This is a genomic window from Ectopseudomonas chengduensis (assembly GCF_900102635.1).
In the GTDB taxonomy this organism is placed as follows: Bacteria; Pseudomonadota; Gammaproteobacteria; order Pseudomonadales; family Pseudomonadaceae; genus Aquipseudomonas; species Aquipseudomonas chengduensis.
The window spans coordinates 834,523-846,935 of sequence record NZ_FMZQ01000001.1 but is presented as its reverse complement, the minus strand read 5'-3'; the positions used below and the strand labels follow the sequence as shown (position 1 = coordinate 846,935).

General features: G+C 63.6%; 14 protein-coding genes. 13 read left to right on the top strand and 1 reads right to left on the bottom strand.

The features are described 5' to 3' along the window. Positions 1-18: 18 nt before the first annotated feature. From BLS08_RS03875 to BLS08_RS03815, 13 genes are all read left to right on the top strand, one after another. Entirely contained in the window at positions 19-645 is a 627-nt protein-coding gene (locus BLS08_RS03875) for an outer membrane lipoprotein carrier protein LolA (protein WP_051037341.1), read from the top strand. After that, positions 629-2,956, top strand: coding sequence for an MMPL family transporter (locus BLS08_RS03870; RefSeq protein ID WP_017678578.1), 2,328 nt, complete (start codon positions 629-631; stop codon positions 2,954-2,956). The genes BLS08_RS03875 and BLS08_RS03870 overlap by 17 nt, the downstream gene beginning before the upstream one ends. Further along, a complete protein-coding gene (locus tag BLS08_RS03865) occupies positions 2,953-4,101 on the top strand; it encodes a cation:proton antiporter (RefSeq protein WP_017678577.1) in 1,149 nt (382 codons plus the stop codon). Before BLS08_RS03870 ends, BLS08_RS03865 begins: the two co-directional genes overlap by 4 nt. Continuing rightward, positions 4,088-5,335, top strand: coding sequence for an NAD(P)/FAD-dependent oxidoreductase (locus BLS08_RS03860; RefSeq protein WP_017678576.1), 1,248 nt, complete (start codon positions 4,088-4,090; stop codon positions 5,333-5,335). The genes BLS08_RS03865 and BLS08_RS03860 overlap by 14 nt, the downstream gene beginning before the upstream one ends. A 12-nt stretch (positions 5,336-5,347) precedes the next feature. Then, positions 5,348-6,067 (top strand): class I SAM-dependent methyltransferase, encoded by a 720-nt coding sequence (locus tag BLS08_RS03855; RefSeq protein WP_017678575.1) that lies wholly within the window; start codon positions 5,348-5,350, stop codon positions 6,065-6,067. Continuing rightward, positions 6,067-6,561 (top strand): hypothetical protein, encoded by a 495-nt coding sequence (locus tag BLS08_RS03850; RefSeq protein ID WP_017678574.1) that lies wholly within the window; start codon positions 6,067-6,069, stop codon positions 6,559-6,561. The genes BLS08_RS03855 and BLS08_RS03850 overlap by 1 nt, the downstream gene beginning before the upstream one ends. Continuing rightward, entirely contained in the window at positions 6,561-7,763 is a 1,203-nt protein-coding gene (locus tag BLS08_RS03845) for a beta-ketoacyl-[acyl-carrier-protein] synthase family protein (protein ID WP_017678573.1), read from the top strand. The genes BLS08_RS03850 and BLS08_RS03845 overlap by 1 nt, the downstream gene beginning before the upstream one ends. Further along, on the top strand, positions 7,760-8,224 hold the full coding sequence (locus tag BLS08_RS03840; RefSeq protein WP_017678572.1) for a hotdog family protein: 465 nt from the start codon (positions 7,760-7,762) through the stop codon (positions 8,222-8,224). Before BLS08_RS03845 ends, BLS08_RS03840 begins: the two co-directional genes overlap by 4 nt. Continuing rightward, the gene (fabG, locus tag BLS08_RS03835; protein ID WP_017678571.1) at positions 8,217-8,960 is read left to right on the top strand and encodes a 3-oxoacyl-ACP reductase FabG; all 744 of its coding nucleotides are present in this window, start codon (positions 8,217-8,219) and stop codon (positions 8,958-8,960) included. Before BLS08_RS03840 ends, fabG begins: the two co-directional genes overlap by 8 nt. Further along, the gene (locus BLS08_RS03830) at positions 8,960-10,186 is read left to right on the top strand and encodes a beta-ketoacyl-ACP synthase (protein ID WP_017678570.1); all 1,227 of its coding nucleotides are present in this window, start codon (positions 8,960-8,962) and stop codon (positions 10,184-10,186) included. The genes fabG and BLS08_RS03830 overlap by 1 nt, the downstream gene beginning before the upstream one ends. 26 nt (positions 10,187-10,212) lie before the next feature. Beyond that, entirely contained in the window at positions 10,213-10,602 is a 390-nt protein-coding gene (locus BLS08_RS03825; RefSeq protein WP_169886821.1) for a hypothetical protein, read from the top strand. A gap of 101 nt (positions 10,603-10,703) precedes the next feature. After that, positions 10,704-11,144 carry a hypothetical protein gene (locus tag BLS08_RS03820; RefSeq protein WP_017678568.1) on the top strand — a complete coding sequence of 147 codons (441 nt, stop codon included), beginning with the start codon at positions 10,704-10,706 and terminating at the stop codon, positions 11,142-11,144. A gap of 65 nt (positions 11,145-11,209) precedes the next feature. Continuing rightward, positions 11,210-11,803 (top strand): Sbal_3080 family lipoprotein, encoded by a 594-nt coding sequence (locus BLS08_RS03815; RefSeq protein WP_033377663.1) that lies wholly within the window; start codon positions 11,210-11,212, stop codon positions 11,801-11,803. Between the two features lie 20 nt (positions 11,804-11,823). Here the strand turns inward: BLS08_RS03815 and BLS08_RS03810 are convergent, their stop codons facing one another. Next, positions 11,824-12,378 (bottom strand): methyltransferase family protein, encoded by a 555-nt coding sequence (locus BLS08_RS03810; protein ID WP_017678566.1) that lies wholly within the window; start codon positions 12,376-12,378, stop codon positions 11,824-11,826. Between the last annotated feature and the right edge of the window lie 35 nt (positions 12,379-12,413).

The window sequence follows — 12,413 nt, the reverse complement described above, 5'->3', positions numbered from 1 at the left end:
ATCGGCTGCGTAGCCCGGATGCAATCCGGGAGAAACCTCATTGCCCGCTACATTTTCCGGATTGCATCCGGGCTACTGCTGGCGAGCACAGCCCAGCTGGCGCTGGCCTTCGACCTCGACCAGCTCAGCGAGCAGCTTGGTGAGCCCGAGGTGGTGCGCGGCAGTTTCATCCAGGAAAAGCACCTGCGCGCCCTGCCGCAACCGTTGACCAGCCGCGGCACCTTCGTCCTGGCCAAGGATCATGGCCTGCTCTGGCTGCTGCAACGCCCGCTGCAGCAGGACTACCGCATCGACGCGCAAGGCATCGCCCGGCGCAGCGAGCAGGGTTGGCAGTTCGTCGCCCAGCAAAGCGCCACCGCACAGCAGAACCGCCTGTTCCTCGCGGTGCTCAAGGGCGACAGCAGCGGTCTGCGTCAGGATTTCGAGCTTAGTTTGAGCGGCACAGCCGAGGACTGGCAGCTCGATCTGACACCTCGCAGCGTCCTGCTCAAGCAGGTATTCAAGGCCATCGTCATCAATGGTGGTGAGCTGGTGCAGCGCATCGAACTTCAGGAAACCCAGGGCGACAGCACCGTGCTGCGCCTTGAGGACAATCAGGCCGACCAGTCCCTGAGCGATGCGGAGCGACATGACTTCCAGAGTTGAATACTGGGGCTCACGGCTGTTCCCGCTCGCCCTGCTGCTGCTCGTTGTCGTTGCTGCCTGGCAGTGGCGCGGCGGCGCGCCCATCTCCGCCAACCTGCTGGAGCTGGTACCCAACGGCACGCCGGACGTACTCGAGCAGCAGGCCGTGCAACGCATGCAGGAGCCGCTCAACCGCGAGCTGCTGGTGCTGATCAGCCACCCGCAGCGCGAACAGGCACTGGCGCTGGCTGCCGAACTGGGCACACGCTGGCAGCAGCAGGAGCTGTTCGAGAGGGTGCAGTGGGATCCGCAAGCCGACCTGTCCGGCATACGCCAGCAATTGCAGGATCAACGCCTGGCGCTGTTGCCGGCTGCCGACCGTCAATTGCTGATCGACAACCCGGCCGCCTTCGTCGAGCGGCGTGTGCAGGATCTGTTCGACCCCTTTCGCAGCCAGGGTGTAGTCGCCACCAACGATGACCTGCTCGGCCTCAGCACCCTGGTGGAGAAAGGGCTTCCCCACCAGCACAATGTCCAGGTCGATCTCAGCGGCGCGCTGATCGCCGAAAGCGAGGGAACCACCTGGGCCCTGCTGCGCGCCCGCACCAATGCCGACGCCTTCGACGGCAACCTGGCGCTGGCCGTGAACGATCTGGTCACCCAGGCTCGCAACGAGGTGCAGGCAGGCGGCGGCCAATTGCTCGCCAGCAGCGGACTGCTGTATTCCGCCCACGGCCAGCGCGAAGCTACTCGCGAAATCAGCCTGATGGGCAGCATCGCCAGTGCCGGCGCCCTGCTGATGATGCTGCTGGTGTTTCGCCGGGTACGCGTACTGCTCGCCTTCATTCCCGCAGCCATTGGCGTGCTCGCTGGGCTCACGGCCTGCGTCGCGGTGTTCGGCCATGTTCATGTGATGACTCTGGTGCTGGGCGCCAGCCTGATCGGCGTGGCCATCGACTACCCTCTGCACCTGCTGTCGAAAAGCTGGACGCTGCAACCCTGGGATAGCTGGCGTGCCCTGCGCGCCACGTTTCTTGGCCTGACCCTCGGTCTGCTGACCAATGTCATCGGTTATCTGGCCCTGGCCTTCACGCCGTTCCCGGCACTCAAGCAGGTGGCGATCTTTTCCGCCGCCGGCCTGCTCGGCGCCTACCTGAGCACGCTGTTTCTGCTGCCTACGCTGCTCGGCAAGGCCGCGCTCCGTCCCTGGCAAGCGCCGCATGCTCTGGCACAGCGCCTGCTCGACCAGCGCGAAGCCTTGCTGCGTAAACTGCCCACACCCTGGCTACTGTTGATCTTCGTCCTATTCTGCGCCGGTGGCCTGTTGCAGCTCTCGCACAAGGACGACCTGCGTCAGTGGGCCAGCGTGCCACCGCAATTGCTGGAGCAATCGAAAACCATCAGCCAGATCGTCGGCATGCAACCGACCAGTCAGTTCTTTCTGTTGCGTGCCGACGATGAGGAGCAACTGCTGCAACGCCAGCAGTCTTTGAGCCAGCGCCTGGACAAGCTGGTGGAACAAGGCCAGTTGAAGAGCTACCTGGCACTGAGCCAACTGATGGCGCCAGCCACCCAGCAGGAGGCACTGCGTCAAGCCGTGGCACGACTGCCGAGCCACAGCGCCGCGCTCAGCGAACAGGGCATCCCCGCCGATGCCATCGCGCGGGAGGCGCAACAGCTGCAAACCCTGCCGACGCTGAACATCGACCAGGTGCTCGCCGCGCCGCTCAGTGAGCCCTGGCGACCACTCTGGCTAGGCAACGCCGATGATGGCCAGGTCGCCGGTCTGATCAGCCTGCAAGGCTTGACCGACAGCAATCTACTTGCCGCCCAGGCCGAAGGGCTCGACGGGGTGAAGCTTGTCGACCACCTCGGCGAACTCAATCGCCTGTTCGCCGCCACGCAAGTCAGCGCCGCCGAGCTCAAGCTGGCCTCCTGCCTGTTGATCTTCGCCGTGCTGTGCATCTTCTTCGGCGCACGCGGTGCCGCTCGCGTACTGGCGGTCTCTCTATTGGCCGCACTGGCCAGCCTGGCCAGCCTCGGCTGGCTTGGCCAGCCCTTGACCCTGTTCAGCCTGTTCGGCCTGCTACTGGTCACCGCCATCGGCGTGGACTACGCCATCCTGATCCGCGAGCGGGTCGGCGGTGCGGCCACCAGCCTGCTCGGCACACTGCTGTCGGCGCTGACCACCTGGTTGTCGTTCGGCCTGCTGGCCGTTTCCAGTACGCCTGCGGTGAGCAACTTCGGCCTGGCCATCAGCATCGGCCTGGCCTTCAGCTTCCTCCTCGCCCCCTGGGCGGGCGACGCGCAAGCAAAGGATAAGCATCCATGACGGTCGCCCTATTCTGGTTGCTGGCCCTGGCCATCTACGCACTGGTCGCGGTCGTCGGTGGGCGCCGCCTGATTCCCATCGTCGGCCAGTTGCTGGTGGCGGCACTCGCCATCCCTGCACTGCTGTTGCTGTGGGCCGAGCCGCACTGGCAACTGAACGCCAACGACCTGCTCGCGCCCGACTGGCTGAACCTGGCCTACGGCCTGTGCTTCGCGCTGCTGCTCGGCTATATCCTCAGCGACGTGATCGACCTCGATCTCAGCCCGGCCTGCGTGAAGATCGCCCTGCCGAGTTTTCTCGTGCCGATGCTGGCTGGCCTGGCATGCTCGCTGTGGCTACTGCCCGGCGAGCGCGGCTGGCTGAGCGCGGTGGGCATTGGCCTGCTGTTCTCCATCACCGCCATCCCGGTGCTCTATCTGTTCCTGCAGAGCATCGGCTACCCAGCCGCCGCTACCAAACGCCTGCTGCATGCGGCGATTCTGATGGATTTCATGTGCTGGAGCCTGTTCGGCCTGGCCCAGGGCAGCAGCCAGCCCGCGACACTGCTGTGGCCGCTGCTGGCAGCACAGCTGCCCCTATTGCTGCGCGCAGTCAGACTGAATCACCCGTCGTTCTATAGCCTGCCGTTCTTCGTCCTGATGGTGTTGTTCCAGCAACTGGGGCTGAACGCGCTGGTGTTCGGCATCGCCTACATGCTGTGTCTGAGCTACCTGAAGCAGCCTTTCGTCCTGCCGTTGGCACAGCGTCACTGGAAGCTGTTGATGAATGGCATCGCGGTGCCGCTGATTCTCACTTACGGCGTCCTGCGGGTAGATTTCCATGGCCTGGATCAACATCTCTCCTGGCTGGTCTTGGGTACCCTGCTGGCGCTGCCGGTCATCAGCAAGGTGCTTGGCAGTTGGCTGGGCCTGCATTGGGCAGACCCGGCCGCGTCGGCGCGGATCAAATGGCGTGAAAGCCTGCTGCTGAACATCCGTGGCCTGACCGAAATCGTGTTCCTCAACCTGCTCTTGCAGCTCCAGCTGATTGATTCAACGGTGTACTTCGGCCTGCTGCTGATGAGTCTGTTCTCTACTCTGTTTCCCGCCCTGCTGGGCCGGCACACCGTCAATCATGAAGCGAAAGCCCGCTATGAAATCTCCTGAACTCGAACAACGTCAGATCGTCGTCATCGGTGCCGGCCCGTCCGGCGCCATCGCCGCCGCCATCCTCAAGCGCCAGGGCCACGACGTACTGCTGCTGGAGCGCCAGCGCTTCCCGCGCTTTTCCATTGGCGAAAGCCTGCTGTCGCATTGCCTGGACTTCGTCGAAGAAGCCGGCATGCTCGAAGCCGTCCAGGCCGCAGGCTTTCAGACCAAACATGGCGCCGCGTTCGCCTGGGGCGATCGTTACACCAGCTTCGACTTCCGGGACAAGTTCACCGAGGGCAAGGGCTCGACCTATCAGGTGATCCGCGCCGACTTCGACAAGCTGCTGGCCGACGAGGCCGAGCGCCAGGGCGTGGAGATTCGCTACGAGGAGGAAATCTTCGCCGCTGATTTCTCCGGCGACTGCCCGCGCCTGTCGGTTCGCCGCCTGACCGACGGCCACGAGTACCAGGTCGAGTGCGCTTTCGTTCTCGACGGCAGCGGCTATGGTCGCGTGCTGCCACGCCTGCTCGACCTCGACACGCCATCGGCCTTCCCGGTACGCCGCGCGGTGTTCACCCATATAGAGGACAACATCGACCCGGCCTCGGGCTTCAACCGCGAGATGATCCTCATCACCACCCATCCGACCCTGCGCGACGTGTGGTTCTGGACCATTCCGTTCAGCAACGGCCGCTGCTCGCTGGGCGTGGTCTGCGCGGCTGAACACTATGAGAACTACCCGAAGGATCTCGACGCCTGCCTCAAGCAGTTCGTCGCCGAAACCCCTTCGCTGAGCAAGGTGCTGGGCAACGCCGTGTGGGACACCCCGGCACGCGAGATCAATGGCTACTCGGCCAACGTCAAGAGCCTGCATGGACCAGGTTTCGCCCTGCTGGGCAATGCCGCCGAGTTCCTCGACCCGGTGTTCAGCTCTGGCGTGACCATCGCCATGCGTTCGGCAAGCATGGCCGCCGGGCTGTTGCATCGTCAGCTGGGTGGCGAAACGGTGGACTGGGAAAACGAGTTCGCCATCCCCCTCAAACGCGGCGTGGATACCTTCCGTGTCTACGTCGAAGGCTGGTACGAGGGTTCCTTCCAGGACGTGATCTACTACGAAAAAGCTTCCCCGGAGATTCGCCGCATGATCAGCTCGATCCTTGCCGGCTACGCCTGGGACAGCAAGAATCCCTATGTTTCCGAACCACGCCGACGCCTGCGCGTGCTGGCCGAGCTGTGTTCCCAACCCTGACAAGGACCGTCGATGAACGCCCTGCGCCCCGTCTCGCCCACCTACGTCGAAGAAACCCGCTTCGGCTTCTGGTTCCTGCAGAGCCATGTGTGGCAACACCATGTGCTGCGGGTTGCGATCAACGATCTGGTGCGCCTGACCGGCGGCCCGCTGCCGCAAGCGCCGGTACTGCTCGATGCCGGCTGCGGTCAGGGCCGCTCCTTCGGTCTGCTCAACGCCGCCTTCGCACCGGCGCGGATGATCGGTCTCGACGCCGATCCGCACAGCCTCGAGTGCTCGCACCGCGAGGCCGAGCGCCTGGGCCTGAAGGTCGAACTGATCGCCAGTGACTGCGCCTCCATCGACCTGCCCGACGCCAGCGTCGACCTGCTGTTCTGCCATCAGACGCTGCATCATCTGGTGGAGCAGGAGAAAGCCCTGGCCGAGTTCTGGCGCGTGCTCAAACCCGGTGGCCGTCTGCTACTGGCCGAATCGACCAAGTTCTACATCGACACCTGGGTGATCCGCTGGCTGTTCCGCCATCCGATGCACGTACAACGCAGTGCCGAACAGTACCTGGACATGCTGCGCGACCAGGGCTTCCAGTTCGACGATGCCAGCGTTTCCTACCCCTATCTGTGGTGGAGCCGGGCCAAGGACTTCGGCCTGCTGGAGCGCTGGGGGCTGATGCGGCCAAAACCCGTCGGCCAACGCGACGAAACGCTGCTCAACGTAGTGGCGTGCAAACCGTGATGCCACGCATACTCCTGCTCGTCGCCAGCCTGCTGCTGGGCGCCTGCGCTGCACGCACCCCTGTGCCGTCAGTGGCCCCGGCATTGGTCGCAACGCTGCCGCTCACCCTGCAGATCCAGCGTGAACAGGCAGACGTGCGTCAGGACTGGCTACTGGTGATCCAGCAGGAGGGTCCTGCCCTGCGCTGGTCGCTGATGGACCCGCTCGGTATCCCGCAGGCGCGCCAGCTACTGGATGCCGGACAATGGCGCAACGACGGCCTGTTGCCACCCAACACCGAGGCCCGCGAGCTGTTCGCCGCACTGCTGTTCGCCCTGACCCGCGCCGACGCGCTGCCGGCTTACCCGGCTGGCAGTTGGCAACAGGAGAACGATGAGCGGCGCCGACTCGCGCCAGACTGGACCATCGATTACCACGGCCCTGTGGATTTCACCCTTGGCAAAACCGGCCTGAACTACCGGATACGCGCACTGAACCTGGAAGAAAGCGACTGATGCCCCGCTCCCCAACCCCCGGCTACCTCAATGCACTCGGCCTGCTCTGTGCACTCGGCGAAGGCAAGCAAGCCGTGGCCGATGCGCTGTTCGCCGGTGACACCTCGGGCATGCGCGCCGAAGAGGGCTGGGTCAACGATCGCAGCCTGACGGTAGGCGCCGTGCACGTCGATCTTCCCGCCATGCCTGCAGATTTCGAGGCCTCCCACAGCCGCAACAACCAGTTGCTGCTGGCCGCTGCGCAACAGATCGAGCCCGAGCTGCGCGCAGCCATCACCCGTTTCGGCGCGCAGCGCGTCGGCCTGGTGCTGGGCACCAGCACCTCAGGCATCCGCGAAGCGGGCGAGCATATCGCGCACCATCTCAACGAAGGCACGCTGCCCGCCGAATACAACTACGCCCAACAGGAAATGGCCGCACCGGCTAACTTCCTCGCCGACTGGCTGGGCCTGACTGGCCCGGTGTACTGCCAGTCCACAGCCTGCACCTCCAGCGCCCGTGCCATGCTCAGCGCTCATCGCCTGCTCAGTCAGGGTCTCTGCGATGCAGTGATCTGCGGTGGCGTCGACAGCCTGTGTCGCCTCACCCTGAATGGCTTCTCGTCGCTGGAGGCGGTTTCGGCCGAACCCTGCAATCCGTTCTCGGTGAACCGCCACGGCATCAATATCGGTGAGGCGGCGGCGTTGTTTCTGATGACCCGCGAGCACGGCCCCATCGCCTTCTTCGGCGGTGGCGCCACCTCCGACGCCCACCATATCTCCGCACCGCACCCGGAAGGCCTCGGTGCCCGTGCAGCCATGGAGAAGGCGCTGGCCAACGCCGGCATCGCCGCCAGTGAAATCGACTATCTCAACCTGCATGGCACCGCTACGCGGCATAACGACGTGATGGAGAGCAAGGCCGTGCACGCCCTGTTCCCCACGGGTCTGCCTTGCTCCTCGAGCAAACCTATGACCGGCCACACCCTGGGCGCCGCCGGCGCGCTGGAAGCTGCCTTCTGCTGGCTGACCCTGAGCCAATACAACCGCGACGGCCTGCTGCCACCGCACCTCTGGGATGGCCAGCACGACCCCGAACTGGCGCCCCTCCAACTCGTCCGGCCTGGCGACCGCCTGGCACGTGACCAGGGCCGCTACCTGATGAGCAACTCCTTCGCCTTCGGCGGCAACAACGTCGCACTGATCCTGGGAGATGCCCCATGAGCCTGTGGCCCGTCGCCGAACTGGTGCCCCACGCGGGCAACATGGTGCTGCTCGATGAAGTATTGAGCTGCGATAGCGAAGCGATCGAGGTACGCCTCGTCGTACGCCCGGACGGCCTGCTCAGCGATGCCGACGGCAACCTGCCAGCCTGGACCGGCATCGAGCTGATGGCGCAGGCCATCGCCGCTTTCGCCGGCGTCCAGGCCAAGCGCGCCGGTTTGCCGGTGGAACTGGGTTTTCTGCTAGGCACGCGCAAGTACGCCTGCAACGTCGAGTGTTTCCCCGCTGGCAGCGAGCTGCGCATCCGCGCCCTGTGCTCGCTGCAGGACGACAACGGCATGGGCGTGTTCGAATGCCATCTGCAAGGCCCTGACATCCATGCCGAAGCCCGTCTCAATGTGTTCCGCCCGCCGCAGCCGGCGGTCTATCTACAAGAGCAGCAAGAACAATCCCATGACTGAAAGCACTTCCGCCCCCACCGTTCTGGTCACCGGCTCCAGCCGCGGCATCGGCCGCGCCATCGCCCTGCGCCTGGCGCGCTCGGGCCATGACATCGTCCTGCACTGCCGTTCGCGCCGCGATGAGGCCGAAACCGTGCAGGCGCAGATCGCCGAGCTGGGTCGCCAGGCGCGCATCCTGCAGTTCGACGTATCCGATCGCGCCGCTTGCCGCGAGGCGCTGGAGGCCGATGTCGAGCAACACAGCGCCTACTACGGCGTGGTGTGCAACGCCGGCCTGACCCGTGACGGCGCCTTCCCGGCGCTGTCCGAGGAGGACTGGGATCAGGTGCTGCGCACCAACCTGGACGGTTTCTACAATGTGCTGCACCCGCTGACCATGCCGATGATTCGTCGCCGCGCACCAGGTCGTATCGTCTGCATCACCTCGGTGTCGGGTCTGGTCGGCAACCGCGGTCAGGTCAACTACAGTGCGTCCAAGGCCGGCGTGATCGGCGCTGCCAAAGCCCTGGCAATCGAACTGGCCAAGCGCAAGATCACCGTCAACTGCGTAGCACCTGGCCTGATCGATACCGAGATCCTCGACGAGCTGGTCCCGGTGGACGAGATTCTCAAGATGATCCCGGCCGCCCGCACGGGCACCCCCGAAGAGGTAGCCGGTGCGGTGAACTTTCTGATGTCCGACGAGGCGGCGTACATTACGCGCCAGGTTCTCGCGGTGAATGGTGGTTTGTGTTGATGAAACGTGTAGTCGTCACCGGCATGGCCGGTATCACCTCGCTGGGCAGCGACTGGCCAACCATCTCGGCCGCGTTCAAGGCCGGCAAGAGTGGTATCCGGCGCATGGACGAATGGGACCGCTTCACCGAGCTGAACACCCGTCTGGGTGGGCCGGTGGACGATTTCGTCCAGCCCAAGCACTGGAACCGCAAGCAGACCCGTAGCATGGGCCGGGTGTCCAAGCTGGCCGTGTATGCCGCCGAACGCGCCATGGAGCACGCCGGCCTGCTCGGCGATCCGTGCATCGCTGACGGGCGCATGGGTGTAGCCTGCGGCTCGTCCACCGGCAGCACCGAGGAGGTCAAGGCCTTCGGTAACATGCTGCTGAACTCGGTGGCGGACGGCCTCAATGCCAACTCCTATATCCGCATGATGCCGCACACCACGGCGGCCAATATCAGCATCTTCTTCGGCCTCAAGGGCCGCCTGATCCCGACCTCCAGCGCCTGCACCAGTGGCAGCCAGGGCATCGGCTACGCCTACGAGGCGATCAAGTTCGGTCGCCTGAAGATGATGCTCGCCGGTGGTGCCGAGGAGCTGTGCCCGACCGAAGCCATGGTCTTCGACGCGCTGTACGCCACCAGCCTGAAGAACGACGCGCCACACACCAGCCCGCGCCCCTACGACAGCGGCCGTGACGGCCTGGTAATCGGCGAAGGCGCCGGCATCCTGGTGCTCGAAGAGCTGGAGCACGCCCTCGCCCGCGGTGCCACCATCCATGCCGAGATCGTCGGTTTCGGCTGCAACTCCGACGGTCAGCACGCCACCAAGCCGGTGCAGGAAACCATGCGCGGCGCCATGCAGCTGGCACTCGATGACGCCGGCCTGGAACCCTCGGCAATCGGTTACGTCAACGGCCATGGCACCGCTACCGAACAGGGCGACGTCGCCGAGACCCTGGCCACCAGCAGCCTGTTCGGCGCACAGATGCCGATCAGCTCGCAGAAGAGCTACCTCGGCCATACCCTGGGCGCCTGCGGGGCGCTGGAGTCCTGGTTCAGCATCGAGATGATGAATTCGGACAGTTATGTCTACACCCTGAACCTGGACGAAATCGACCCGGCCTGCGGTGAGCTGGACTATCTGCGCGGCGAGTTCCGCCAGATGAGCCATGAATACGTGATGAACAACAACTTCGCCTTTGGTGGCGTGAACACCTCGCTGATCTTCAAGCGCTGGCAATGACCTTCAACTGACAAGGAACATGGATGATGTCTCGTTTCACTCGATTTGCTCTGATCGTTGCGTTGCTGCTGGGCGTCGCAGCCTGTACGTCAAAGCCGGTGATGAACATTGAGAACCGCACACCCACTTCGGCGGCCAGGAATGAGGATGATATGCGTAGGGCTATTCTCGCCGCGCTGCAAAGCCGCCAGTGGACGGTCGAGCGTGCCGACCGGGGCAACATCATGGCGTTGATTCAGCGACGCAGTCACCAGGCCGAGATCACCATTCCCTACAGCGCGTCGAGCTATTCGATCCGCTACCGCGACAGCCAGAACCTTGGCTACAAAGACGGCAAGATCCATCGCAACTACAACAAGTGGATCCATAATCTGGATCGCAGCATCCAGCAGGAACTGAACAGGGCGTCCTTCTAGCAGGTGCCTGGTTGGTAACGGCCTGTTCATCAGTGCTACAGGCCCAAGCGCAGCAGACGTTGAACGAGCTTTTACATACAGTGATATTCAAGGAGATAACCATGCAAGCAAAAATCTGGAGCACTGCCGCACTTCTCTCCGTCGCCCTGATGCCCGGCCTCAGCCAGGCGCGCGACACCGCTCACTTCCTCGACTTCCAGTCGGTGGTCAACGAAGCCACCCAGGCTGGTCGTCTCGACGGTTCAGTGAAGTTCTACCTGAACAAGACCCCGGCTGGTGCTCAGATCATCAACGCCAACGTCACCACCAGCCAGAAGACCAACGCCTTCAACAAGAGCGATGAGGAAGCCTGCAGCTGGGTTCTGCAATCGGCCCTGATCAAGTTGCAGAACGCTGCCAAGGCCGCCGGAGCCAACGCAGTGGTCGACCTGGCCAGCAACTACAAGAACAAGGAATACCGTGACGACAGCAAATACGAATGCCATGCCGGCGCCATCATGGCCGGTGTCGCGCTGAAGGCCAAATACGCCAAGGTGAAGTGACACCAGCGGCACTCACGCAAAGGCCACCGTCGAGGTGGCCTTCTCACGCAAGGAAGCCCTCTCCCATGTCGAAACTACGCATTGCACTGCTCTTGCTCGCAACGGTAACCCTACTAGGCGGTTGCACTGCTACCCGGGTCACGCCACTAAAGGCGGCGGCCGACCAGATGTGTATCGAAGAGAACCCAAAAGTTCAGGTCAACGACTTCGTGCCCGTACTGCAGGAAGGCTTCGCACGGCATGGAATCCAGACGCAGATCTACTCGCAGATTCCCAGAGCAGACTGCCCTTACGTGGTGACTTACACCGCCCGCCGCTCCTGGGACATGGCGCCGTACCTATCCACCGCCGAAATCACCATCCTCGGCCCGCGGCGCCAGACACTGGCCAAAGCCAACTATCACCTGCGCGGCAAGGGCGGCCTGTCGCTGATGAAATGGCAAGGCACCAAAAGCAAGATAGACCCGGTCATCGACGAGCTGCTGGCCAGCGCACAGTTGAGCAGCGCAGCCCCACCTCCCGCACAGACCCACTCGACAGCCGAGCCACGCAAGAGCCTGGATGAACGCGTGCGTGAGCTGCAGCAGCAAAAGCTCGGCTATGAGGATTATCAACGCGCCTATCGGCAGCTTCTGCTGGAGCACCAGAGCGGACAATAGAGCAGCTGAGCGCTGAGATCTCAGAGCACGAGTGGCAAGAACATCCAGCTACGCCCCATATACTCGCGGTAGGCCTCGCCGAAATAGGCCAGGCACTCGCGCTCCTCACAACGCGCGGCACACCACAGCAGCACGCTGGAGAGCACTGCCAGCAACACGATCAGCATATCGATACGCTTGAAAGCGATGCCCCAGGCCAGCAGCAGCAACGAGCAGTACATGGGGTGCCGGATGTAGCGGAAGATGCCGCCCGTCACCAGCTGCGACGTGCGTTCGAAAGCAAATAGCTCATCATCCTGGCGCTGCTCACCGGCCTGACCAAAACGGCGCATCTGGTACACGCCAGCGAACAGCACTGCCAGCGAAAGACTCAGCAGCACCCAGGATATGCGCTGATGCAGTTCACCCCGGTCGCCGAACCAGAACGGCGCATTGAGTACCAGCATCAGCGCCATCACCTCCCACGCAAGAAAACGATAGAACCCGTGACTGCGTGGATTGCCCAGGGTGCGCCATGAAATTCCCACCAGCAATGCGCTGAGCGCCACAAAAGCCACCAACTGCCAGATCGTCACTGCATCCTCCCTCTATCCCTGCTCTGATACACTGC